The organism is Allobosea sp. BE125, assembly GCF_031456075.1.
Taxonomy (GTDB): domain Bacteria; phylum Pseudomonadota; class Alphaproteobacteria; order Rhizobiales; family Beijerinckiaceae; genus Allobosea.
The window spans coordinates 1-22,317 of record NZ_JAVDTY010000012.1 but is presented as its reverse complement, the minus strand read 5'-3'; the positions used below and the strand labels follow the sequence as shown (position 1 = coordinate 22,317).

At 66.4% G+C, this 22,317-nt stretch carries 20 protein-coding genes and 1 tRNA gene; 12 read left to right on the top strand and 9 right to left on the bottom strand.

Translation table 11 applies throughout. The annotated features are described in order from the left end of the window. Window positions 1-17 precede the first annotated feature (17 nt). The 4 genes from prfA (at window position 18) to J2Y55_RS23425 (ending at window position 3,745) form a co-directional block, all read left to right on the top strand. The gene (gene prfA, locus J2Y55_RS23440) at window positions 18-1,103 is read left to right on the top strand and encodes a peptide chain release factor 1 (protein WP_310158417.1); all 1,086 of its coding nucleotides are present in this window, start codon (window positions 18-20) and stop codon (window positions 1,101-1,103) included. A 72-nt stretch (window positions 1,104-1,175) separates the two neighbouring features. After that, complete coding sequence (locus J2Y55_RS23435; RefSeq protein ID WP_139221215.1) at window positions 1,176-1,424, top strand: hypothetical protein; 249 nt, start codon at window positions 1,176-1,178, stop codon at window positions 1,422-1,424. Between the two features lie 38 nt (window positions 1,425-1,462). Beyond that, complete coding sequence (gene prmC / locus J2Y55_RS23430) at window positions 1,463-2,296, top strand: peptide chain release factor N(5)-glutamine methyltransferase (RefSeq protein ID WP_310158415.1); 834 nt, start codon at window positions 1,463-1,465, stop codon at window positions 2,294-2,296. A 387-nt stretch (window positions 2,297-2,683) separates the two neighbouring features. Beyond that, window positions 2,684-3,745, top strand: coding sequence for a DUF4167 domain-containing protein (locus J2Y55_RS23425; protein ID WP_310158414.1), 1,062 nt, complete (start codon window positions 2,684-2,686; stop codon window positions 3,743-3,745). Between the two features lie 60 nt (window positions 3,746-3,805). On the opposite strand, the gene J2Y55_RS23420 is transcribed toward J2Y55_RS23425, so the two are convergent. Both J2Y55_RS23420 and J2Y55_RS23415 read right to left on the bottom strand, forming a co-directional pair. Then, complete coding sequence (locus J2Y55_RS23420) at window positions 3,806-4,597, bottom strand: MOSC domain-containing protein (RefSeq protein ID WP_310158413.1); 792 nt, start codon at window positions 4,595-4,597, stop codon at window positions 3,806-3,808. Window positions 4,598-4,685: 88 nt separating this feature from the next. Then, a complete protein-coding gene (locus tag J2Y55_RS23415; RefSeq protein WP_310158412.1) occupies window positions 4,686-5,027 on the bottom strand; it encodes a DUF2293 domain-containing protein in 342 nt (113 codons plus the stop codon). 180 nt (window positions 5,028-5,207) lie between these two features. Between J2Y55_RS23415 and clpB the strand changes: the two genes are divergently transcribed. Then, on the top strand, window positions 5,208-7,829 hold the full coding sequence (gene clpB, locus J2Y55_RS23410; protein WP_310158411.1) for an ATP-dependent chaperone ClpB: 2,622 nt from the start codon (window positions 5,208-5,210) through the stop codon (window positions 7,827-7,829). A 112-nt stretch (window positions 7,830-7,941) separates the two neighbouring features. Here the strand turns inward: clpB and J2Y55_RS23405 are convergent, their stop codons facing one another. The 3 genes from J2Y55_RS23405 to metX are packed head-to-tail and all read right to left on the bottom strand — an operon-like array spanning window position 7,942 to window position 10,145. Beyond that, window positions 7,942-8,313 carry a thiol-disulfide oxidoreductase DCC family protein gene (locus tag J2Y55_RS23405; RefSeq protein WP_310158409.1) on the bottom strand — a complete coding sequence of 124 codons (372 nt, stop codon included), beginning with the start codon at window positions 8,311-8,313 and terminating at the stop codon, window positions 7,942-7,944. Between the two features lie 34 nt (window positions 8,314-8,347). Continuing rightward, window positions 8,348-8,971, bottom strand: a complete 624-nt coding sequence (metW, locus tag J2Y55_RS23400) for a methionine biosynthesis protein MetW (RefSeq protein WP_310158408.1) — start codon at window positions 8,969-8,971, stop codon at window positions 8,348-8,350. A gap of 4 nt (window positions 8,972-8,975) precedes the next feature. Further along, the gene (gene metX / locus J2Y55_RS23395; RefSeq protein ID WP_310158407.1) at window positions 8,976-10,145 is read right to left on the bottom strand and encodes a homoserine O-acetyltransferase MetX; all 1,170 of its coding nucleotides are present in this window, start codon (window positions 10,143-10,145) and stop codon (window positions 8,976-8,978) included. A 311-nt stretch (window positions 10,146-10,456) separates the two neighbouring features. Here metX and J2Y55_RS23390 point away from each other — a divergent pair, with 311 nt between their 5' ends. From J2Y55_RS23390 to J2Y55_RS23375, 4 genes are all read left to right on the top strand, one after another. Continuing rightward, complete coding sequence (locus J2Y55_RS23390; RefSeq protein ID WP_310158406.1) at window positions 10,457-11,290, top strand: chorismate mutase; 834 nt, start codon at window positions 10,457-10,459, stop codon at window positions 11,288-11,290. Between the two features lie 34 nt (window positions 11,291-11,324). Continuing rightward, window positions 11,325-12,452 carry a histidinol-phosphate transaminase gene (gene hisC, locus J2Y55_RS23385; RefSeq protein WP_310158405.1) on the top strand — a complete coding sequence of 376 codons (1,128 nt, stop codon included), beginning with the start codon at window positions 11,325-11,327 and terminating at the stop codon, window positions 12,450-12,452. Beyond that, on the top strand, window positions 12,449-13,396 hold the full coding sequence (locus tag J2Y55_RS23380; RefSeq protein WP_310158403.1) for a prephenate/arogenate dehydrogenase family protein: 948 nt from the start codon (window positions 12,449-12,451) through the stop codon (window positions 13,394-13,396). Before hisC ends, J2Y55_RS23380 begins: the two co-directional genes overlap by 4 nt. A 193-nt stretch (window positions 13,397-13,589) precedes the next feature. Next, window positions 13,590-13,665: transfer RNA gene (locus J2Y55_RS23375), tRNA-Thr, on the top strand. 260 nt (window positions 13,666-13,925) lie between these two features. On the opposite strand, the gene J2Y55_RS23370 is transcribed toward J2Y55_RS23375, so the two are convergent. The 4 genes from J2Y55_RS23370 to J2Y55_RS23355 all read right to left on the bottom strand — a co-directional run bounded on the left by J2Y55_RS23370 (window position 13,926) and on the right by J2Y55_RS23355 (window position 18,722). Then, window positions 13,926-14,432, bottom strand: a complete 507-nt coding sequence (locus J2Y55_RS23370; protein ID WP_310158402.1) for a hypothetical protein — start codon at window positions 14,430-14,432, stop codon at window positions 13,926-13,928. 167 nt (window positions 14,433-14,599) lie between these two features. Next, window positions 14,600-14,896 carry a hypothetical protein gene (locus J2Y55_RS23365; protein ID WP_310158400.1) on the bottom strand — a complete coding sequence of 99 codons (297 nt, stop codon included), beginning with the start codon at window positions 14,894-14,896 and terminating at the stop codon, window positions 14,600-14,602. A gap of 248 nt (window positions 14,897-15,144) precedes the next feature. Further along, on the bottom strand, window positions 15,145-17,133 hold the full coding sequence (locus J2Y55_RS23360) for an acetyl/propionyl/methylcrotonyl-CoA carboxylase subunit alpha (RefSeq protein WP_310158398.1): 1,989 nt from the start codon (window positions 17,131-17,133) through the stop codon (window positions 15,145-15,147). An 8-nt stretch (window positions 17,134-17,141) separates the two neighbouring features. Further along, complete coding sequence (locus J2Y55_RS23355; RefSeq protein ID WP_310158396.1) at window positions 17,142-18,722, bottom strand: acyl-CoA carboxylase subunit beta; 1,581 nt, start codon at window positions 18,720-18,722, stop codon at window positions 17,142-17,144. Between the two features lie 197 nt (window positions 18,723-18,919). On the opposite strand from J2Y55_RS23355, the gene J2Y55_RS23350 reads away from it, so the two are divergent. From J2Y55_RS23350 to J2Y55_RS23340, 3 genes are all read left to right on the top strand, one after another. Next, window positions 18,920-20,104 (top strand): acyl-CoA dehydrogenase family protein, encoded by a 1,185-nt coding sequence (locus tag J2Y55_RS23350; protein WP_310158394.1) that lies wholly within the window; start codon window positions 18,920-18,922, stop codon window positions 20,102-20,104. Between the two features lie 187 nt (window positions 20,105-20,291). Beyond that, entirely contained in the window at window positions 20,292-20,900 is a 609-nt protein-coding gene (locus J2Y55_RS23345) for a TetR/AcrR family transcriptional regulator (protein WP_310158392.1), read from the top strand. Between the two features lie 245 nt (window positions 20,901-21,145). Beyond that, entirely contained in the window at window positions 21,146-22,186 is a 1,041-nt protein-coding gene (locus tag J2Y55_RS23340) for a histone deacetylase family protein (RefSeq protein WP_310158390.1), read from the top strand. Window positions 22,187-22,317 lie beyond the last annotated feature (131 nt).

Sequence of the window (22,317 nt, the reverse complement as noted above, 5' to 3'; positions counted from 1 at the left end):
TCTGTCCGAGTTCCGTTATGTCCCTTCAGCTTCCACAAGATCGTCTCGATGCCATCGTGGCGCGCCATGCCGCCGCCATGGCCGAGATCAACAGCGCGACCGATGCGGTGCGGACCGTCGAGCTCGCCAAGGAGCTCTCCGAGCTCGATCCGGTGGTGACAGCCATCGCCGCCTGGCGGCAGGCGCTCACGACACTGGACGAGGCGCAGGCGCTGATCGAGGATCCTGCCACAGATTCCGAATTCCGCGACTTGGCCTATGAGGAGCGCGACGCCGCGCGCAGCGAGATCGAGACCCGCGCCCGCGAGATCCTGATCGCGCTTTTGCCCAAGGACGCCGCCGACGAGCGCGGTGTCATCCTCGAAATCCGGGCCGGCACCGGCGGCGACGAGGCCTCCCTCTTCGCCGGCGATCTCCTGCGCATGTATCAGCGCTATGCCGCCCAGAAGGGCTGGAGCGTCGACCTCATGTCCGAAAGCGAGGGCACGGTCGGGGGCTTCAAGGAGGTCATTGCCGAAATCGCCGGCAAGGGCGTCTATGCGAAGCTGAAATACGAATCCGGCGTGCACCGCGTCCAGCGTGTGCCCGATACCGAGACGAGCGGGCGCATCCACACTTCGGCGGCGACGGTGGCGATGCTGCCGCTCGCCGGCGATGTCGACATCGTCCTGAAGGACGACGAAATCCGCATCGATACGATGCGGGCCGGCGGCGCCGGCGGCCAGCACGTCAACAAGACGGAATCGGCTGTCCGCCTGACCCATCTTCCCAGCGGCATCGCGGTCGTGGTCCAGGACGAGCGCTCCCAGCACAAGAACAAGGCCCGCGCCTACGAATTGCTGCGGGCAAAGCTCTACGACATCGAGCGCAGCCGCGCCGATGCCGACCGTGCCGCCGACCGGCGTTCCCAGATCGGTTCCGGCGACCGCTCCGAGCGCATCCGCACCTATAATTTCCCGCAAGGGCGCGTCACCGATCACCGCATCAACCTGACGCTCTACAAGCTCGACGAAATGATGCAGGGGCTCGTGCTCGACGAGATCATCGATGCGCTGACGGCCGAGCAGCAGGCGAGGTTGCTCGCCACCGAAAACGGCGCCTGAGCATGGCGATGAAACCTCCGCGGCCTTTGGGCGTTGATCCTGTGTCAAATCAACAAAAGGCGGGAGGCGACCATGATCAAACTCGTTTCGGGCATAGCACTGGCGGGCATGATGATGCTGACAGTGGCGAGCACGGTGCAGGCGCAGGAGCGCACGTTCCGGCGCATCACGGCGGGCCCCTCGGCTCCGCTCGGGAAATCCATGACGCAGAGCCAGGCGCGCCGACTCTGCCAGATGGAAATGCGCGGCACGCGCGAGAGCCGCTCCGCAATCCGCCAGAAGATGGCGATCTGCATGCGCAAGCGCATGGAAGGTATGTGAACTCGGACGCCTCTGGCGCAGACGACAAAATACCCAGCATGTTCGACGCGCGGCGAAATCTCGCCGCGCGTCTTCGCGCGGCCGGTGTCGAGACCGCGGCGCTGGATGCGCGCATCCTGGTCGAGGCGGCGATGGGCGAGAATGCGGATCTCGATCCGCTCGAGCCACTCGACGGCGCCATGCTCGGCAGGCTCGATGGATTCGCGACGCGGCGGCTGGCGGGTGAGCCTGTCTGGCGCATTCTCGGCGAGCGGGAGTTCTGGAGCCTGCCCTTTCGCCTGTCGCCGGCAACATTGGAGCCGCGTCCCGACAGCGAGACGATCGTGGAGGCAGCGCTTGGCGTGCTCGCAGAGCGCCGCGACCAGGCCATCTCGATTCTCGATCTCGGCACCGGTACGGGCTGCCTGCTGGTCGCCTTGCTGAGCGAATGCAAGGCGGCGCGCGGCGTCGGCGTCGATCTCTCGCAGGAGGCGTGCGACACGGCTGCGGGCAATGCCGAGCGCAATGGCGTCGGCGCGCGCGCGCACTTCCGCCAGGGTGACTGGATGGCCGGTTTGAGCGAACGCTTCGACCTCATCGTCTCGAACCCGCCCTATATCCCGGCCGGAGACATCGCCGGGCTGGATGCCGCCGTCAGGGACTATGACCCGTTGCGCGCGCTCGATGGCGGGGCGGACGGGCTCGTCGCCTACCGGGCGCTCGCCGCGGGCCTGCCCTCCCGGATCGCTCCGGGAGGTGCGGTCGTGCTTGAGATCGGAGCGGGTCAGGAGGCGGATGTGGTCGCGATCATGACAGCGGTCGGGCTGATCCATCGCGGCTCGCGGCGCGATCTTGGCGGGCACCCGCGCGCCCTGATCTTCACGCTTGAATGATATGCACAGGCATTCGTGCGAATTTGCTTGGAGGCGGGCAGGAAAACCGCTATGTAGATCGCAGCCGAAGCTGGTGTTGTCAGAACCGAGCCTTGGCCAGCCCCCTCAGTGGCAAGGCCTAGCTTCCGGAAGCGTCCGACGATCGACGTGACTGACAGACCAGATTAGACATCCGAAGGCGTTAAGACGCCAATCGGCTCATGGGGCGGAGAGGCCCTTTTGGAAAGAGCGCGTGAAGACCAGGAACGGCGTATCGCCCCTTCAGGTCAACTCCACCCGGTGCAGCGTCGCAACCCGCTGTGCACCGGAGCGCGCATGACGATCCAACGGTTGCTTTGAACATAGAGCGCGAGACAGACGCGAATGAGACCAGGTCAGAACCGGCGTATGCGCGGCCGTAACAACAACAATAATAACAGCAACAACAACGGCAATCGGAAAACTCCCAATCCGCTGCAGCGCGGCTATGAGTCGAACGGGCCGGACGTCAAGGTTCGCGGCACTGCGCAGCATGTTGCCGAGAAGTACTTGCAGCTGGCGCGCGACGCGCAATCCTCCGGGGATCCGGTGGCGGCCGAGAACTACTTCCAGCATGCGGAGCATTATTACCGCATCCTGCTGGCGGCCCAGGAGCAGATGTCACAGCAGTTCGGTCACAGCTTCCCGCCCAATCGCGGCTTCGTCGATGATTCCGAGGAAGGCGAAGAGGAGGGGGATGACGATGGCCAGTCCTTCCAGCCAGGTGGCCAGCAGCCCGATTTCCGCAATGGCGGCATGAACGGCAACGGCAACGGCTACTCCGCCAATGGCGCGCCGCGCCAGGATGGCGATTCAGGCGACGGCCAGCAGAACAACGGCCAGCGCTTCGATCGGCAGCCTCGCAATCAGCAGGACCGTCCGAACCAGGACCGCCCGAATAACGACCGCCAGAACAACGATCGGAACGGCAATCGCCGCTTCGACCGGAACGATCGCAATGATCGTGGCGAGCGCAGGTTCGACCGTCCCGAGGGCGGCCAGAACAACCAGGGTGGCTATGCGCCCCGTCCCGATGCGCCGCGCTCCGATATCCCGGTCGTGTCGTCCGAGCAGCCCGAGGTGGTCGCGGCTCCCGCGCAAAGCGAGCGTCGCTTCGAGCGCGCGGAGCGTCCCGAGCGTACGGATCGTCCCGAGCGCGCACCGCGCCCCGAGCGTCGCCCCCGCCGCGAGGTCGAAGCCGAGCCGGCTGACGATGTCTCGGGCGCGCTGCCGTCCTTCCTGACAACGCCGGTCAGGGTTCCGGTCGCGGTTGTCGAGGAGCCTGTCACCGTAGCGCCCGCGCAGGCGCCTGCGGATACGGAAGAGGCTCCGGCCGTCGAGGCCGCCGCCAAGCGCCCGCGCGGCCGTCGCCGCTCGCCGCGCGAGGTCATGGATGCGCTCGGATCGGACGCAGACAACATCACGGAGTGAGGTTTGCCCTCACTGCGCTGTAAGAAATGAGGGGCCCGCGAGGGCCCCTTTTTCATGTCGTCAGGCAATGCCGAGGGCCGTTTGCACGGGAGCAGGCGCATGGTTCAGCGCCTCGCCTTCCGCCAGCGTGCCGCCTTCGAGGACCTCGCAATAGACGCCGCAATCGGCATGGCCATAAGCGTCCATCAGGGCTTTGGGGATCTGCTGGTCGCGCAAGCCCGTCTGCGGATCGACATTGGTCGCGGCGCAGCGCACGATCCGCTTGGTCACGCGCAGCCGCGCGCCCGAGCTCGTCGCGAGCTCCTGCCCGACGAGGTCGAACTCGGCCCAGGGCGCCAGCCCCTCGACCATGACATTGCCACGGAAACGCAGGGGATCGAGAGGCGCGCCGACGCGGCTTTCCAGCTCGGCGACGCTGGCGAGGTTGATGATCGAGACGAAGCCCTTGGGCGAATCGGTGAAGCGGTAGCCTGTCGGTGCGCCGAGCCAGCGCGGCGTCCCGCGCAATTCGTCGGGCATGAAGGCTTCGAAGAAGGCCGTGATCCGCTGGTGCCCCTCAGTGGTGACCGTGCTGGCGCGCAGCGCCTGCTTGCCCTCATGATCGATGACGAGGTCGCCGCTGGCGTCGTCATAGCGCGTGCGCAGGCGCGCCAGCGCTTCGTTGCGCATCAGCATCAGATATTTGATCTTCGGCTGATGGACCGGCTCCGCCGGGTCGAAGCCGGAGGGGCCGTTCTCGATCGCGAAGAGGCGGTCTCCCGGAAAATACTGGCCCCTGGTCAGCGCGGCGCGGGACAGGCGTTCGGGCGACAGCCCCTTGACCGGATAGCGATAAAGCGAGGCGATGCGCATGGAGTCTATGTCCGCAGGATGGCCGGGATAGGCAAGATAGCGGCCTTAGAGTGGGATGATCGATGAAATCCTTGCATCGGTTCGATCATCACCGCTGCAGATGCGCCTTGAGCGCCTCCTCCTCCGCCTCGCCAGTCTCGCTCACGGAGCGCTGGCAGCCCCAGCCCGCAAGCACCGCGTCGGTCTCGTCGGCGATGAAGAAGCGAGCCGCCTCGCGCTCATAACCGTCGGCGAGCAGCTGCTCGTAATCGGTATGGACATGGCGGACATGGCTGCCCAGTGCGAGCCAGAGCGCGGTCGCGGGCGGCAGGTCCTTCATGTGGCGGCGCTCGGCAAGCGCCAGGACAGCCTCGGCGTCCGATAATGGGATGCCGGGCGCGAGCGCCCGCAGCGCCTTGCGAATCGCCTGCTGCCGTTTTGTCCCCGCCATGAGCGAAAGCTGCCCTCGCGATTTGATCGCCGTCAATGCTTTGCGTCTCATCCCCTCTTACGTTGCGCGGATGCCACACCTATCTCTGTCGGGAAGGGCGTCCCTGAGGGAGCCCTATCCTGACGAAAGGCAGCCGGACAGCGTCGCTACGGGGCGTAACCGGCGGGCGGAGAAAACCGAATGAATATCGAGAAATACACTGACAGGTCCAAGGGCTTCCTGCAGGCGGCGCAGACCATTGCGCAGCGCGAGGGCCACCAGCAATTCACGCCGGAGCATCTGCTCAAGGCGCTGCTCGACGACAATGAAGGCATGGCGGCGGGCCTGATCGGGCGCGCCGGCGGCGACGCGAAGCTTGCCTTGCAGCTTACCGACACGGCGCTCGCCAAGCTGCCGAAGGTCTCGGGCGGCGGTGCCTCGGGCCCGCATCTGACGCCGGGCCTGGCCCGTGTCTTCGACACGGCGGAGAAGGCGGCGGAGAAGGCAGGAGACAGCTTCGTCACGGTCGAGCGGTTGTTGCTGGCGCTCGCCGTCGAGAAGGATTCCGAGGCCGGCAAGGCGCTCGCCAAGGCGGGCGTCAATCCGCAGGGGCTCAACACGGCGATCGAGGCGATCCGCAAGGGCCGCACGGCCGATTCCGCTTCGGCCGAGCAGAGCTATGACGCGCTGAAGAAATACGCCCGCGACCTCACCGCCGCGGCGCGCGAGGGCAAGCTCGACCCGGTCATCGGCCGCGACGAGGAGATCCGCCGCACCATCCAGGTGCTGTCGCGAAGGACCAAGAACAACCCCGTGCTGATCGGCGAGCCCGGCGTCGGCAAGACCGCCATCGCCGAGGGTTTGGCGCTGCGCATCGTCAATGGCGATGTCCCTGAAAGCCTCAAGGACAAGGAACTGCTCTCGCTCGACATGGGCTCGCTGATCGCGGGAGCGAAATATCGCGGCGAGTTCGAGGAGCGGCTGAAGGCGGTGCTGAACGAGGTCTCGGCCGCTGACGGCGGCGTCATCCTCTTCATCGACGAGATGCATACGCTTGTCGGCGCGGGCAAGGCGGATGGGGCGATGGACGCCTCCAACCTGCTCAAGCCTGCCTTGGCGCGCGGCGATCTGCATTGCATCGGCGCGACCACGCTCGATGAGTATCGCAAATATGTCGAGAAGGACGCGGCCTTGGCGCGGCGTTTCCAGCCGGTCTTCGTCGATGAGCCCAGCGTCGAGGACACGGTCTCGATCCTGCGCGGCCTGAAGGAGAAATACGAGCAGCACCACCGCGTCCGCATCACGGATTCGGCGCTGGTCGCGGCCGTCACGCTGTCGAACCGCTACATCACCGACCGCTTTCTGCCTGACAAGGCGATCGACCTGATGGACGAGGCCTCGGCGCGGCTGCGCATGCAGGTCGATTCCAAGCCGGAAGAGCTGGACACGATCGACCGCGAGATCGTGCGTCTCAGGATCGAGCAGGAGGCGCTCAAGAAGGAGAGCGACGCCGGCTCGAAGGAGCGCTTGAAGCGGCTTGAATCCGAGCTTGCCGACCTGGAAACCCGCTCGGCCACGATCACTGCGAAGTGGAAGGCCGAGAAGGACAAGCTCGGCCAGGCTGCCGAGATCAAGACCAAGCTCGACAACGCCCGCAACGAACTCGCGCAGGCGCAGCGCAAGGGCGAGTATCAGCGCGCCGGCGAGCTTGCCTATGGCGAGATCCCGCAACTCGAGAAGCTGTTGGGCGAGATCGAGGCCATCGGCGACACCTCGGGCATGGTCGAGGAGGCGGTCACGGCCGATCATGTCGCCCAGATCGTCAGCCGCTGGACCGGCGTGCCGGTCGATCGCATGCTCCAGGGCGAGAAGGAAAAGCTGCTGCGCATGGAGGAGGTCCTGGCGGCGCGCGTCGTCGGCCAGCGCGAGGCGGTCGAAGCCGTCTCGACGGCGGTCCGGCGGGCTCGCGCCGGCTTGCAGGACCCCAACCGGCCGATCGGCTCCTTCATGTTCCTCGGCCCCACCGGTGTCGGCAAGACCGAGCTGACCAAGGCGCTGGCGGCGTTCCTGTTCGACGACGACACCGCCATGGTGCGCCTCGACATGTCCGAATACATGGAGAAGCACTCGGTCGCCCGCTTGATCGGCGCGCCTCCCGGCTATGTCGGCTATGAGGAGGGCGGGGCGTTGACGGAAGCCGTGCGGCGCCGGCCTTATCAGGTCGTGCTGTTCGACGAGGTCGAGAAGGCCCACCCCGATGTCTTCAACGTGCTGCTGCAGGTGCTCGACGACGGGCGCCTGACCGACGGCCAGGGCCGCACGGTCGATTTCCGCAACGTGCTGATCATCATGACCTCGAACCTTGGTTCGGAGTATCTGGTGAACCAGCCCGAGGGCGAGGATTCAGACGCGGTCCGCGACGAGGTCATGGGCGTGGTCAGGCAGGCCTTCCGGCCGGAATTCCTGAACCGCATCGACGACATCATCCTGTTCCACCGCTTGCAGCGGGCGGATATGGGCGCGATCGTCGATATCCAGATGACCCGCCTCGCCAAGCTCCTGACCGACCGCAAGATCGTGCTGGAGCTGTCCGAACAGGCCCGCGAATGGCTGGCCGAGAAGGGCTACGACCCGGCCTATGGCGCGCGCCCGCTGAAGCGCGTGATCCAGAAGTCCGTGCAGGATCCGCTGGCCGAGCTGTTGCTGGCCGGGAAGGTCCATGATGGCGAGACCGTGCCGGTCACGGTCGGCCCGACCAGCCTGATGCTGGGCGACGTCGCAGCCGTGAAGGAGAAGCGGCCGGCCGGCGTGGCGTTGAACTGACGCGGCGAAAGCCGCGTCATCCTCGGGCGCCGCGTAGCGGCGACCCGAGGATCTCGGGCAGGAGATGCTCGGGTCAAGCCCGAGCATGACGATTTCAACCCTTTTTGCCGCCTTACCAATGTCCCTTTCGCCGGTTCCAGGCGTAAAGCAGATCGGCAAAACGGTCATAGGCGAAGCGTGTCAGCGGCAGCGTCAGCCGATTGCCGAACAGCGTGGCGAGCCAGCCTTCACCGGGGGTGCGGCGCCAGGTCTCGATGGCGACGTCGGCACCGACCACCAGCCTGCCGGCATCGTCGGTTGCATGGAGGCGTCGTCTGATGTCGTCGAGGGTGGCGCCGTGCGCCGCCAGGGCTTCGGGCTCGAGGTTGATGTCGCGGAACGCGATCGTGCCGGCCTTGACGGCTTCGATCAGGCGGTGCTGCTGCCGGCCGATCCCGGCGTTACAGACCGGGCAGCGCGTATTGTACCAGACGGTGAAAGCCATCGGTCCTCCGCGGCGTATGCGACCACATCGGACCTTATCCCCGCTTCAGCAAAAATACCGCCTGGGCGCCGAACAGGTTCCAGAGCCACCAGGGCGCGCTGACGCCGACCTTGCCGCCGGCGGCGTCGAGGGCGACGGCGCGCTCCTTTACCGCGCCGATCGTGTCGCAGAGCGTCACGAAATCGCGGATCGTGCAGAAATGGATGTTGGGCGTGTCCCACCAGGCATAGGGCAGGGAATCCGTCACCGGCATGCGGCCCATGAAGAAGACCTGCGTGCGCATCCGCCAATGCCCGAAATTCGGGAAGGAGACGATGGCGCGGCGGCCGATCCGCAGCATCTGCTCCAGCACGAGGCGCGGATTGCGTGTCGCCTGGATGGTTTGCGACAGGATGACATAGTCGAAGCTGTCGTCGGGGTAATCGGCGAGGTCGGTGTCGGCGTCGCCCTGGATCACGGAGAGCCCGCGCGCAACGCAGCCGGCCACGCCCTCGCGCGAGAGCTCGATGCCGCGGGCATCGACATGGCGGCTCTCAGCCAGCAGCGCCAGCAATTCGCCGTCGCCGCAGCCGACATCGAGCACGCGCGAGCCCGGCGTCACCATCTCGGCGACGAGCTTCAGGTCGATGCGGTTGGTGTGGAGATCGGTCAGGGCCATCGTCTCAAATCCCCCTTGCCCGCGCCGCTGCGCCGATGAAGCCGCGCGTCGTGGCGAAGAGGTTCGGCTCCTCGAGCAGGAAGGCGTCGTGACCCTTGTCGCTCTCGAGCTCGACGAAGGAGACCGACGCGCCTGCGGCGTTGAGCGCATGCACGATGGCGCGTGAATCCGCCGTCGGGAACAGCCAGTCGGAGGTGAAGGAGGCGACGCAGAAGCGGGTCTTCGTGCCCGCGAAGGCTTTTGCCAGCACGCCGCCATGGTCGTCGGCGAGGTCGAAATAATCCATGGCGCGGGTCATGTAGAGATAGGAATTGGCATCGAAGCGCTCGACGAAGCTGACGCCCTGATGGCGCAGATAGCTTTCGACCTGAAAATCCGCATCGAAGGAGAAGGTCGGCGCCTCGCGGTCCTGCAGCTTGCGGCCGAATTTGCGGTGCAGCGCCGGCTCCGAGAGATAGGTGATATGCGCGCCCATGCGGGCGACGGACAGGCCCTTGGCGGGGCGTGTGCCCTCTTCGAGATAGCGCCCGCCCCGCCAGTCGGGGTCGGCCATCACCGCCTGCCGGCCAACCTCGTGGAAGGCGATGTTCTGGGCCGAGTGCTTGGCGCCGGTCGCCAGGGGCAGCGCCGAAAACACCCGCTCGGGATAGCTCGCCGCCCATTGCAGCACCTGCATGCCGCCCATCGAGCCGCCGGCGACGCAGAACAGGCTCTCGATGCCGAGCGAGTCGATCAGATGCCGCTGGGCGCGCACCATGTCGCGAATGGTGACGACGGGAAATTGCAGGCCCCAGGGCTTGCCGGTCGCGGCATTGGTCGAGGCCGGGCCGGTCGTGCCGGTGCAGCCGCCGATGACATTGGAGCAGATCACGAAGAAGCGCTCGGTGTCGATCGGCTTGCCCGGTCCGATCATCGCCGTCCACCAGCCGCCCTTGCCGGTGATCGGGTTGCGGCTGGCGAGATGCTGGTCGCCGGTCAAAGCGTGGCAGACCAGGATGGCGTTGGACCGGGCTGCGTTCAGCGAGCCATAGGTCTGGTAGGCGATCTGCCAATGGTCCAGCGAGACGCCGCAATCCATCAGCAACGGCGTGTCCGGGCCGAAGCGCGCAACCAGGCTCGAAGGCTCGTTGGCCTCCTTCAACGGATCTGCAAGGCTGGGGGAGAGATCGCTCATCATCGTCCGCTTTGACAGGATGATTTGTCTTGCCGGTCAACTTGTTCGAAAGATCGAACTCTAGCGATGCCGCGATGCAAGCGTTCTGTCAATGCGCGCAAGCTTTCTGTCAATGCGTGGATGCGCGCGACGGCTTTGCCAAGGCCCCGCGACGGCGCTAAGAGCCTAAGCAGAACCTAAAGCCCTCATCCTGAGGCGCAGCCTTCAGGCTGCGTCTCGAAGGATGCTCCAGTGCCTGCTGGAACGATCCTTCGAGACGCCGCTTCGCGGCTCCTCAGGATGAGGGCTGTCCCTCCGATCGCGCAGCCATCATGACCGAAGCCGCTCCGACCACCCTTGCCGATCTGCGCGCCGAGATCGATCGCATCGACAGCGAGATGCATGCGCTCTTGATGGAGCGCTCCTCGATCATCGAGACGCTGATCGCGATCAAGAACACGCAAGTCTCGGGCTCGGCCTTCCGCCCCGGCCGCGAGGCCGACATGATGAAGCGCCTCGCCTTGCGCCATAAGGGCTTGCTGCCGCTCGACACGATCGAGGGTATCTGGCGCATCATCATCGCGACCTTCACCTATGTGCAGGCGAATTATTCCGTCCATGCCGATGTCTCGGGCGGCGACGCCGCGATGCGCGATTCCGCCCGCTTCCATTTCGGTTTCACGGTGCCTTTCGTCACGCATGAAGATGCGCGCGCCGTCATCAAGGCGGTTGCCGACTCGGCCGGCGATCTCGGTATCTTCCGCATGGACCAGGGCGCCAGCGCCGGCATCTGGTGGCGCGATCTGATCGGCAGCGACGCACCCAAGATCATCGCGCGCCTGCCCTTCATCGAGCGGCCGGACCATCCGGCCGGCACGCCGGTCTATTGTGTCGCCAAGCCCCTGGCCGATGCTGCGGTGCGCGAGATCGTGCTCTATGCGGCGCGTGTCGAGCGCTGGTCCGAGGCCTTGCGTTCGGGCCTCGCCCAGCATCTGGCCGAGGTCTCGGCCTCGGCCGCTGACGGCTCGCATCTCTCGCTCCTGGTCGCCGCCTCCGGCGAGGTCGACCAGAGCGCGATCCGCAAGGCGCTGGAGCCCGCCGGCCTCAGCGATTTTTCCGAGATCGGCAGCCACGCCGCCCGCTTCGCCGTCAAATCCGTCCGCTGATTTAAAAGCCGTCTTTCGCAAGGTCCCGACGATCATGGCCAATGCCGCCTCCCGCCCCGTGCCCCGCCCCGGCGTTCTCGACATCCAGGCCTATGTGCCGGGCAAGTCCGCAGCGCCTGCCGGCGTGAAGCTGCACAAGCTCTCCTCCAATGAGACCCCGCTCGGCCCGAGCCCCAAGGCGGTCGCGGCCTATGGTTCGCTCAGCGGCAAGCTCGAGCTCTATCCCGATGGTTCCTCGACCAAGCTGCGCGAGGCGATTGCGGGCCGCTACGGGCTCGATGCCAACCGCATCCTCTGCGGCACCGGTTCCGACGAATTGCTGCAGCTCGTCACCAAGGCCTATCTCGGCGATGGCGATGAGGGCGTCTTCACCGAGCACGGCTTTCTGGTTTATCGCATCGCGATCCTGGCCGCGGGCGGCAAGCCGGTCGTCGTCAAGGAGAAGAGCTTCACTGCCGATGTCGACGCCATCCTGGCGGCAGTGACGCCGAAGACCAAGATCGTCTTCCTCGCCAACCCCAACAACCCGACCGGCACCTATCTGCCTTTCGACGAGGTCAAGCGCCTGCATGCCGGCCTGCCCGGCAATGTGCTGCTGGTGCTCGACGCCGCCTACGCCGAATATGTCCGCCGCAACGACTATGCCTCGGGGCTCGAACTGGTCGCGGAGAGCGAGAACGTCGTGATGACGCGCACCTTCTCCAAGATCTACGGCCTCGCCAATCTCAGGCTCGGCTGGCTCTATGGGCCGGCCCATGTCGTCGATGCGCTCGACCGGATCCGCGGCCCGTTCAACGTCAACGGCGCGGCGATCGAGGCCGGCGCTGCGGCGATCGCCGATGAGGCCCATGTCGCCTCGGCCATCGAGCACAACGACAAATGGCTCGCCTGGACCACGGCCGAGTTGGAGAAGCTCGGGCTCTCCGTCACGCCCTCCGTCGGTAACTTCATCCTGATCCATTTCCCGGCGACATCTGGCAAGACGGCCAAGGAGGCCGACGCCTTCCTGACCCAGCGCGGGCTGATCCTGCGCGCGGTCGCAGCTTACGGCCTGCCCGACGCGCTGCGCATGACGATCGGCTCGGAGGAGGCCAACCGCCTCGTCGTCGCGGCGCTCGCCGATTTCCTCGCGGGCCAGCCTGTCGTCGCGGACAAAGCATGACGACCCCGTCCGAGAGTTTTGCGCCGCGTCGCAGCGAGCCGATCTTCGGCCGCCTCGCCATCATCGGCATCGGCCTGATCGGCTCCTCGATCGCGCATGCCGCCAAGGAGCTCAACCTCGCCGGTCGGATCGTGCTGTCCGATCGCGACGAGGCCGTGCGCGCCCGGGCGCGCGAGCTCGGTCTCGGCCATGAGATCGCGGAAACGGCGTTTGACGCCGTCCGCGATGCCGACCACATCATCCTCTGCGTGCCGGTCGGCGCCTGCGGTGCTGTCGCGGTCGAGATCGCGCCTGCGCTGAAGCCCGGCGCGATCCTCTCCGATGTCGGCTCGGTCAAGAACGCGGTGGTCGAGGCGGTCATGCCGCATCTGCCCGAGGGCGTGCATTTCGTTCCGGCCCATCCCGTCGCCGGCACCGAGAATTCCGGCCCCGACGCCGGCTTCCCCAGCCTGTTCCTCAACCGCTGGTGCATCCTGACCCCGCCGGAGGGCACGGACGCGACGGCGATTGCCCGGACGCGCCAGTTCTGGGAGGGCATGGGCGCGCTGGTCGAGATCATGACCGCGCAGCACCACGACCTCGTGCTCGCGATCACCAGCCATCTGCCGCATCTGATCGCCTACAACATCGTCGGCACGGCCGAGGATCTGGCGGCGGTGACGCAGTCGGAGGTGATCAAGTTCTCCGCCGGCGGCTTCCGCGATTTCACCCGCATCGCGGCATCCGATCCGACGATGTGGCGCGACGTCTTCCTGCACAACAAGGAGGCGGTACTGGAGATGCTCGGCCGCTTCAGCGAGGACCTCTCGGTGCTGACGCGGGCGATTCGCTTCGGCGATGGCGAGACGCTGCACAAGCACTTCACCCGCACCCGCGCCATCCGCCGCGGCATCGTTGCGCTCGGCCAGGAAAAGCCCGAGACGGAAAAACTGCGGAAATCCTGAACCGGGCGCTAGAGCCGGATGATGTCAGATGGAATCACGGAGTGATCCCATCTGACATCTGAATCCGTCTCTCATCTAAGAGTGAGAGCAGGATCAATGCGAAAAACCGGTACCCACTTTTTCGAATCCTGCTCTCGCATCGCCCGCTTCGCCTTGCCAAGAATCGGCAGGGCTGGTAGACGCCTCGCGTGTCGCCGCTTTAGCTCAGCTGGTAGAGCACCTCATTCGTAATGAGGGGGTCGGGGGTTCGAATCCCTCAAGCGGCACCATCCAACCCTTCGCGGTTGTTGATCATCCCAGCCAATATCGATCGGAAGCCGCGCCTTGGCACAAAGGGGCGGTCCAAGGCGTTGCGTATGGTGCTGCCGGAACCAGCCCTCCAAATCGGGAATTGGTGAGCCCGGAAGGTGATCCTAAGGATCGCCAGGTCGCGTTCGGCAAGCGCTTGGAAAAGCCGGTTTGGCCTGCGAAGCTCATCGAGCAGTTGTAGTTGGCGTGCATTGCGACCGGCGGCAGTCAGACGTCAGCGCTACTTTTCCGGCGGTGGTGGTGGGGGAGGGCGGTTCTTTTCCGCCTCTACGAGTGCCCGCGCGACTTCAAACAATTCGGGAAACGGCTCCGTGGCTGCTTTCGAGCATGAGCCGCCGCCAACGGCCCATGTGCTGAGGCCCCCCTTCTCATTGTCCATAACCCTGACCGACGCCGAGAAAACGTCGCCTATGGGAACGTTGACCTCCTTGCCAAAAATCATTGGCGTGATCGGCGCCCAAACGCAGTAGATCGTGCGCGCTCCGCTCCCGATTTTTGGATCGGCCACATGAAAAACACTGTATTTGGCTTCCTTGACGGCAACTAAGAGCACCTTGGGAGGGTATTTATTTGTGCGTATCGCCATCACGGCAACAGCTTTGCGCGCTCCCGCAGTCGCATGGTGAGGTGGGGCGGGCGTCGAATACATAGCCTGACGCTCTTCAGCGGTCACGCAGCCTCCCAAAGCCCCCAAGGTTGCTACGATAGCAAGCGCGCGAAACTGCATGGTTAACCTCGATATCAGGCCAGTCTCATTGCAATCTCAGGTAGCGCCGTGATTCGGCAAGCTGTTTTGACAGACCCGGGAATCGAGGGAAATTTGCAAGAGCTTGAGTTGCGGCGCAGGCATCCGGCTCTGGCCGCCCGGATGGCGCGTACCTCGCCCCCGCGTCCTCAGCCCCCCGCCTTCTCCGGCTTTCCGGGCTTGCTGAAATCGATCTGCTTTTGCAGCCCCAGCATCAGGCTGAAGGAGGTGACCGGCTCAAGGCCGGTTTCCTTGGTCTTGCGCAGCGAGGCGGAGGCGGTTGCAGTCAGGCCGTCGCCAAGGGCGCCCTGATAGTCGATGCCGATGCTTTTCTGGTCCGAGAGCGCCTCGAGGCCGAGATAATTGTCGGTCTTGCGGCGCAGGCTCAGCGCCACCGCGTTCGCCTCATTGATCTTGGCGGTGAGCTTGATCTCATGGGCCGTCACGAGGTCGATGGCGGAGAAGGGCAGCGTGGTGTCCTCGACCGTCCGGCTCGATGCGAATTCGAACGCCAGCGCACCATAGGGAATGCGCGCCTTGGCCGTGTAGAGCAGTTCGCTGACGGTCCCGAACTCTTTCTCGGGGAAGATGGCGCGAAACGGCGAGAGCGAGCCTTCGAGCGTCGCCTCGCCGATCTTGGTCGCTCCTGAACGGCCCGTCTTTTATGGGCGGCCCCGTTTGGCCTCCATGCCGGTCAGGTGCTCTCCACCGCGATCAGCATATCGCCGGCCGCGACGGTGGCGCCGGCCCGTATGCCCAGCCGCCTGACCGTGCCCGAAGCCGGGCTCTTCAGCTCCATGAACAGCTTCATCGATTCCAGCACGGCGACGATCTGCCCGGCTTCGACGCTGTCGCCCTCCGCCACATGAAGCGAGACGACGGTGCCCGGCATGCTGGCGCGCAGCGTGTCGCCGGTCTCGCCGCTCGCACCGCGCTGCGCCGCTGCGGCGACTGCGGCCAACGCGATCCCGATCCGGCCTTCGAACCCGCCATGGCGGAGCCACCCACCCTCCGCATCGCAGATCGCGTCCGCCGCTGAGTTCACGCCATCGACGGTGACGCTCCAGCGATCCGGCCCGGCCTTGCTGACGGCGACGTCATGCACGCTGCCGGGGCTGGCAACGCGCAGGAAGCCGTCATGGGTTTCGACGGCAAGCAGCACCGCATCTCCTCCCAGCTGGATTGACAGATGCGCGGTGGCGGGGCGTCCCGCCGGAGCAAGCAGCCTGAAGCCGGCGAGCGCGTTCCAGGGCCCGCAGCCATGTGCCGGCCTGCTGGCGGTGAGCCAGATTGCCGCGGCGACGGCGTTGCGCATGGCCTCGTCGACAGGCCGGGGCGTCCAGCCGCCGGGCCAGGTCTCGGCGATGAACAAGGTCGTCGCCTCGCCCGTGACGAAGGCGGGCTGGCGCAAGGCATCCGCGAGGAAGGGCCGGATCGTGCCGGCGCCGAGCACGCTCAGGCGGTCGAGGCCGTCAGCGAGCTTGCGAATGGCGGCCAGGCGATCGGGCGCATGCGCGATCAGCTTGGCGAGCAGCGAATCGTAATGCGGCGAGACCTCGCTGCCTGCAGCAACGCCGCTGTCGATGCGCAGGCCCGCGGGCTCGCGCCAGAGCCGGATCGTGCCCGTATCGGGCCGGAACCCTTCATCCGCGCGTTCGGCCGTCAAGCGCGCCTCGATCGCATGGCCGGTGTAGGCGATCTCGCCCTGCTTGCGCGGCAGCGTTTCGCCGGCCGCGATCCGGATCTGCCATTCCACCAGGTCGAGCCCGGTGATCGCCTCGGTGACGGGATGCTCGACCTGGAGGCGGGTGTTCATCTCCAGGAAAAACACGGCCTGCGTCGCCGCATCGACCAGGAACTCGACCGTGCCGAGATTGTCGTAGGAAATCGCGCGCGCGAGCCTGAGCGCGTGCTCGTGCAGGGTCGCGCGCGTCTCCGGCCGCAGATTGGGCGCAGGCGCTTCCTCCAGGAGCTTCTGGTTCGCGCGCTGCACCGAGCAGTCGCGCTCGAACAGGTGGACGATGGTGCCGTGCCTGTCGCCGGCGACCTGCACCTCGACATGGCGCGGCCGCGTCACGAATTTCTCGATCAGCAGCCGGCCGTCGCCGAAGGCGGCTTGCGCCTCGCGCGCGGCCGCGACGATGGCGCCGTCGAGCTCGTCCTCGCGCTCGACCTTGCGGATGCCCTTGCCACCGCCGCCGGCGGAGGCCTTGACCATCACCGGCAGGCCGATGCGCAGTGCCTCCCTGCGCAAGACCTCAGGCGACTGGTCGGCGCCGTCATAGCCGGGCACGCCGGGCACGCCGGCGTCACGCGCGATCTGCTTGGAGCGGATCTTGTCGCCCATCGCGTCGATCGCCGCGCTGGAGGGCCCGATGAAGCTGATGCCGTTGGCCTCGCAGGCGGCAATCAGGTCGAGCCGCTCGGACAGGAAGCCGTAGCCTGGATGGATCGCCTGCGCGCCGGTGGCGAGCGCCGCCGCGATGATCTTGTCGGCGCGCAGATAGCTCTCGCGGGCAGGTGCGGGGCCGATATCCACTGCCAGGTCCGCAAGGCGCACATGCAGCGCATCGCGGTCGGCCTGCGAATGCACCGCGACGGTGCGGATGCCCATCCGCCGGCAGGTCTTGATGATGCGGCAGGCGATCTCGCCGCGATTGGCGATCAGGATGGTGTCGAACATGGCGGCGATCACATCCGGTACACAGGGCGGGGCGAGGTATCGCGCGGCTCGCCTGCTGCCAGCGAGAGGCACAGGCCGAGCACGTCGCGCGTCTGCGCCGGTTCGATGATGCCGTCGTCCCAGAGCCGGGCAGTGGCGTAATAGGGGTCGCTCTGCTCCTCGAACTGGGCGCGGGTCCTGGCGTCGAGCGCAGCGATGGCGGCCTCGTCAGTGGCGCCCTTGAGCGACTGCCGGCGCAGCTCCGTCACGACATTGGCCGCGACCTCCGGGCTCATCGTGGCGATGCGGGCATTGGGCCAGGAGAACAGGAAGCGCGGCCGGAAACCGCGTCCGCACATGCCGTAATTGCCTGCGCCATAGGAGCCGCCGATCAGCACAGTATATTTCGGCACGCGGGCATTCGAGACGGCATAGACCAGCTTGGCCGAATGCTTGGCGATGCCGCCGCGCTCGGCCTCGGTGCCGACCATGAAGCCGGTGATGTTCTGCAGGAAGATGAGCGGAATCTGGCGCTGGTCGCAGAGCTCGATGAAATGCGCGCCTTTCACTGCGCTTTCAGAAAACAGCACGCCGTTATTGGCAATGATGCCGACGGGGTGGCCGTGGATGCGGGCGAAGCCCGTCACCAGCGTCGCGCCATAGTCGGGCTTGAAGACGTTGAAGGCGCTGTCGTCGACGATGCGGGCAATGACGTCGCGCACGTCGTAAGGGCGTCGCAGGTCGGTCGGGACGAGGTCGACGAGGTCCGCCGGGTCGAGCTTGGGCGGGGCAGGTTCATGCGGCGGCTCGACCAGCCTGCCTGCACCGTCGAGCGAGCCGACGATCTCGCGCAGCTTGGCGAGCCCTTCCATCTCCGTCAGCACGAGATGGTCGGCCACGCCCGAGACCTGCGTGTGCATCTCGGCCCCGCCCAGCGTCTCCCCGTCCACCACCTCATGGATCGCCGCCTTCACGATCGGCGGACCGCCGAGATGGATGCGGCCGGTGCCCTTGACCATGATGACCTCGTCCGACAGCGCCGGGATATAGGCCCCGCCCGCCGTCGCGCCGCCGAAGACCAGCGAGATCTGCGGGATGCCCGCCGCCGACATCCGGCACTGGTTGTAGAAGGCGCCGCCGAAATGATCGCGATCGGGGAAGACGCGGTCCTGTTCGGGGAGATAGGCGCCGCCGCAATCGACGAGATAGAGGCAGGGCAGGCGATGCTCCTCTGCGATCTCCTGGGCGCGCAGATGCTTGCGCACGGTTTCGGCGAAGAAGGAGCCGCCCTTCACCGTCGCGTCATTGGCGATCAGCATGCAGGCGCGGCCCTGCACCATGCCGATGCCGGTGACGATGCCGGCGCCCGGCACCTCGTTGCCATAGAGCCCCCAGGCCGCGAGCGGCGAGAGTTCGAGGAAGGGCGTCTGCGGATCGAGCAGGAGATCGATGCGCTCGCGCACCATGATTTTTCCGCGCTGCTCGTGGCGGGCGCGCATCTTGTCGCCGCCGCCTGCTGCGACCAGCGCATGGCGCTCGCGCAGAGTGTCGAGCATCGCGGCGAGCGGGGGAGGGGAGCTGGCTGTTTCCACCCGATTGGTGTCGTTCATGGCTCTGTTCCTGTCGCGCCGCCGTCAACCGTCATTGCGAGGCGGTGAAGCCGACGAAGCAATCCAGGGGATCGAGCGAGACCTCCTGGATTGCGTCGCTGCGCTCGCAATGACGGGTTGAACGTCGTCGCAAATTCACCTACCGTCCGTTAGGTAGGCGGATTGAAGCGCACAGGTCAAGCGCGGGAGAACAGACCATGACGGCAGCCGAGACGATCAAGGCGGGCAGCGAAGCCCCGCGCCGCTCGCCCTATTTCACCGAGGAGCATGAAGCGCTGCGCGACCAGGTCCGCCGCTTCGTCGAGACCGAGATCAAGCCGCATGGGTTGGCCTGGGAGGAAGCCGGCTTCGTGCCGCGCGAGGTGCTGAAGCGCATGGGCGCGCTCGGCTTCTTCGGCATCCGCTATCCCGGCGAATATGGCGGCTCGGAGATGGATACGCTGGCGACCGTGGTGCTGGCCGAAGAGCTCGGCCGCTCGACCTTCTCGGGCGTAGCCATCACGGCGCTCGTCCACACCGACATGGCCTCGGTCCATATCTTCAATGCCGGCAGCCAGGCCCAGCGCGACACATTCATGCCCGACATCATCGCCGGCGAGAAGATCGTCGCGGTCGCCGTCACCGAGCCCGATGCCGGCTCCGACGTGAAGGGTATCCGCACCACGGCCCGGCGCGAGGGCGACCAATACGTGCTCAACGGCGCAAAGATGTTCATCACCAACGGCGTCCATGCCGATCTCTACTGCGTCGCGGCCAAGACCGACCTTGCGGCCAAGCCGTCGCAATCGGTCTCGATCTTCCTGGTCGAGAAGGGCACGCCGGGCTTCCGCGTCTCGCGCGCGCTCGACAAGCATGGCTGGCGCTCCTCCGACACCGCTGAACTGGTCTTCGAGGATTGCCGCATCCCGGCCGAGAACCTGCTCGGCCAGGAGGGGCGTGGCTTCTACGCGATCATGAGCAACTTCCAGAACGAGCGCACGGTGATCGGCGCGATGGCGATCGGCGAGGCCCAGGCCGCGATCGATCTCACCCTCGACTACGTCAAGACCCGCAAGGCCTTCGGTGCGCCGCTCTGGGACAAGCAGGCGATCCGCCAGAAGCTGGCGACGCTGGCCGGCAAGGTCGAGGCCGGCCGCCAGCTCGTCTATCACGCGGCCTGGCTCGACATGCAGGGCTTTGACGCGACCAGGGAGGTCTCGATGGTCAAGGCCTATTGCGGCGAATTGGTCAACGAGGTGATGTATGCATGCCTGCAGTTCCATGGCGGCATGGGCTTCATGCGCGAGAGCACGATCGAGCGCATGACCCGCGACGCGCGCGTCCAGTCGATCGGCGGCGGTGCCACCGAGGTGATGCTGGAAGAGGTCGCGAAGCGGCTGTGAGCAGGCGCTCTTCCTTTCTGTCACGCGCGCCGTCGTCCCGGGCGCAGCCCCCGGGTCCGATCTTCGATCGGCCCAAGGATAAACTCCGCGGAGACCCGGGACCCATGCCAGAACGCTTTTTTGAAAGGTTCAGGCATGGGTCCCGGATCGGCCCGGCTTTGCCGCTTGTCCGGGACGACACGCGGTGATGGTGGCGGTAGAAAAGGGCGCCCGCGAGCCCGCCGAAGGCGGTTCGCGCCGGCTCATCCTCGACACCGCCGCGCGCCTGCTGCGCTCGGGCGGTTACCACCAGACGACGTTGCGCGAGATCGCCGAGGCCGTCGGCATCCGCAAGGCGAGTCTCTACTACCATTTCGCCTCGAAGGAGGAGATCGTCGAGGCGGTGGTCAATGACGGCGTCCGCTTCGTCCATGAGGCGGTCGTCGCGGCCCTGGCCGGGCATGCCGAGGCCACGCCGCGCGAGCGGCTCGAGGCGGCGATCGGCGCGCATCTCACCGCGCTCCACGGCCATGGCGACTACACCTCGGCCAGCATCAAGACCTTCACCTTCGGGGCGTCGCCCGCGCCCGACAGCGTGCGCCGGGTGCGCCGCGCCTATGAGGAGGTCTGGCGCGACCTTGTCGCCGAGATGCAGGCGGCGGATGTGCTGCCGGCCGAGCGCGCGCCCGAGGCGCTGCGCAATTTCCTGCTCGGCGCGCTGAACGGCTCGACCGACTGGTATCGCCCCGGCCGCTACGAGGTCGCCGAGCTCGCCGCCGAATTCGCGGCGCTGATCGCGCCGAAAACCACGTCCTGATGGCTTGGCCGCGCTCTGCGCGGTGCTTCTCGAGGTGTTCGGCGGGAGCAAGGCTTCCTGCGGGGCGTCATGGCTGCGGCGCGCCCTGGCTCGTCAATAGGCTAAGCCTGATGCCGGCGGCCCCCTCGACTGATGCAGGGCGGGGCAGCGTCGCTGCGGCCTGACGGCGCGGCGCAGGCTTTGCTAGCATCCGTTCCCTCTGCTCAACTATACCGCCTTCGTTCGTTCCAGGGACCGTCTCACGCATGCGCGCCTTCTATCACCCCGACCAGTCGCTCCATGACCCGCAGCAATATATGCGCTTCGGCCAGATCGTCGCGCCCAAGGACCTGCCCGAGCGCACGGCGCAATTGCTCGGCGCGCTGAAGAAGCACGGCGTCACGCCCGAGCAGCCGGCCGCCAGCGGCACCGACCCGATTCTCGCCGTTCACAGCGAAGGCTTCGTGCGCTTCCTCGAGACGCTCTGGCCGCGCTGGCTGGAACTGCCCGAGCGCGGGCCGGAGGCCTGGCCCAACACCTTCCCCTATTGGAGCGGGCGCACCGACGAATCCGTCCGGCCGCCTTGCCGGCCGACCGGGATCATGGGCCAGCTCGGCTGGTATCTCGGCGACCTCTCGGTCCCGGTCGGCGAGCATTGCTGGACCTCGACCTTGCGTTCGGCCGAGACGGCGGTCGCCGGCGCCGACGCCATCCTGTCCGGCGAGCGCGCGGTCTATTCGCTCTGCCGCCCCTCGGGCCACCATGCCCGCGCCGACCGCGCCACCGGCTTCTGCTACATCAACAACACCGCTGTCGCGGCGCAGCGCCTGCGTTCGAAATTCGGCAAGGTCGCGATCCTCGATGTCGACGCCCATCACGGCGACGGCACGCAGCAGATCTTCTACCGTCGCGACGATGTGCTGACGATCTCGGTCCATGCCGACCCGGTGAACTACTATCCCTTCTTCACCGGCTATGCCGACGAGACCGGCAACGGCCCGGGCGAGGGCTTCAACCTCAACCTGCCGCTGGCCCATGGCGCGGGTGGAGAGGCGATGGCGGCGGCGGTCGACGAGGCCGGCGCGGCGATCAAGGCTTTTGGGGCAGAGGCGCTGGTGATCGCGCTCGGTTACGACGCCCACAAGGACGACCCGATCGGCGTGCTCAAGCTCGACGCGGCGGATTTCGGCACGATCGGCGCGAAGGTGAAGGCGTTCGGTCTGCCGACACTGGTGGTGCAGGAGGGCGGCTACGCGATCGAGGCGATCGGCGGGTGCCTCGATGCGTTTCTGGGTGGGTTCAAGTAGTCGGGGTATTAGGGCGCGAGGAACCCCTCTCCTGTAAGAGACCTTTGCATAACCGGCAGTGTCGTGATTCCCTTTGGATAAAGGGGATTGATCGCGATGCACCGGGTTTCAGGGCAGCCGAGTTTTCTGGA

Excerpts from the sequence above, each read along its gene's own strand:
- J2Y55_RS23425 (WP_310158414.1), top strand. The coding sequence starts at position 2,684 with ATGCGCGGCCGTAACAACAACAATAATAACAGCAACAACAACGGCAAT.
- J2Y55_RS23415 (WP_310158412.1), bottom strand. The coding sequence starts at position 5,027 with ATGGCGGGGACAAAACGGCAGCAGGCGATTCGCAAGGCGCTGCGGGCG.
- clpB (WP_310158411.1), top strand. The coding sequence starts at position 5,208 with ATGAATATCGAGAAATACACTGACAGGTCCAAGGGCTTCCTGCAGGCG.
- J2Y55_RS23360 (WP_310158398.1), bottom strand. The coding sequence starts at position 17,133 with ATGTTCGACACCATCCTGATCGCCAATCGCGGCGAGATCGCCTGCCGC.
- J2Y55_RS23405 (WP_310158409.1), bottom strand. The coding sequence starts at position 8,313 with ATGGCTTTCACCGTCTGGTACAATACGCGCTGCCCGGTCTGTAACGCC.
- J2Y55_RS23435 (WP_139221215.1), top strand. The coding sequence starts at position 1,176 with ATGATCAAACTCGTTTCGGGCATAGCACTGGCGGGCATGATGATGCTG.
- metW (WP_310158408.1), bottom strand. The coding sequence starts at position 8,971 with ATGGCCCTGACCGATCTCCACACCAACCGCATCGACCTGAAGCTCGTC.
- J2Y55_RS23350 (WP_310158394.1), top strand. The coding sequence starts at position 18,920 with ATGACGGCAGCCGAGACGATCAAGGCGGGCAGCGAAGCCCCGCGCCGC.
- J2Y55_RS23420 (WP_310158413.1), bottom strand. The coding sequence starts at position 4,597 with ATGCGCATCGCCTCGCTTTATCGCTATCCGGTCAAGGGGCTGTCGCCC.
- metX (WP_310158407.1), bottom strand. The coding sequence starts at position 10,145 with ATGAGCGATCTCTCCCCCAGCCTTGCAGATCCGTTGAAGGAGGCCAAC.
- J2Y55_RS23390 (WP_310158406.1), top strand. The coding sequence starts at position 10,457 with ATGACCGAAGCCGCTCCGACCACCCTTGCCGATCTGCGCGCCGAGATC.
- prmC (WP_310158415.1), top strand. The coding sequence starts at position 1,463 with ATGTTCGACGCGCGGCGAAATCTCGCCGCGCGTCTTCGCGCGGCCGGT.
- prfA (WP_310158417.1), top strand. The coding sequence starts at position 18 with ATGTCCCTTCAGCTTCCACAAGATCGTCTCGATGCCATCGTGGCGCGC.
- J2Y55_RS23345 (WP_310158392.1), top strand. The coding sequence starts at position 20,292 with ATGGTGGCGGTAGAAAAGGGCGCCCGCGAGCCCGCCGAAGGCGGTTCG.
- J2Y55_RS23370 (WP_310158402.1), bottom strand. The coding sequence starts at position 14,432 with ATGCAGTTTCGCGCGCTTGCTATCGTAGCAACCTTGGGGGCTTTGGGA.
- J2Y55_RS23355 (WP_310158396.1), bottom strand. The coding sequence starts at position 18,722 with ATGAACGACACCAATCGGGTGGAAACAGCCAGCTCCCCTCCCCCGCTC.
- J2Y55_RS23340 (WP_310158390.1), top strand. The coding sequence starts at position 21,146 with ATGCGCGCCTTCTATCACCCCGACCAGTCGCTCCATGACCCGCAGCAA.
- J2Y55_RS23380 (WP_310158403.1), top strand. The coding sequence starts at position 12,449 with ATGACGACCCCGTCCGAGAGTTTTGCGCCGCGTCGCAGCGAGCCGATC.
- hisC (WP_310158405.1), top strand. The coding sequence starts at position 11,325 with ATGGCCAATGCCGCCTCCCGCCCCGTGCCCCGCCCCGGCGTTCTCGAC.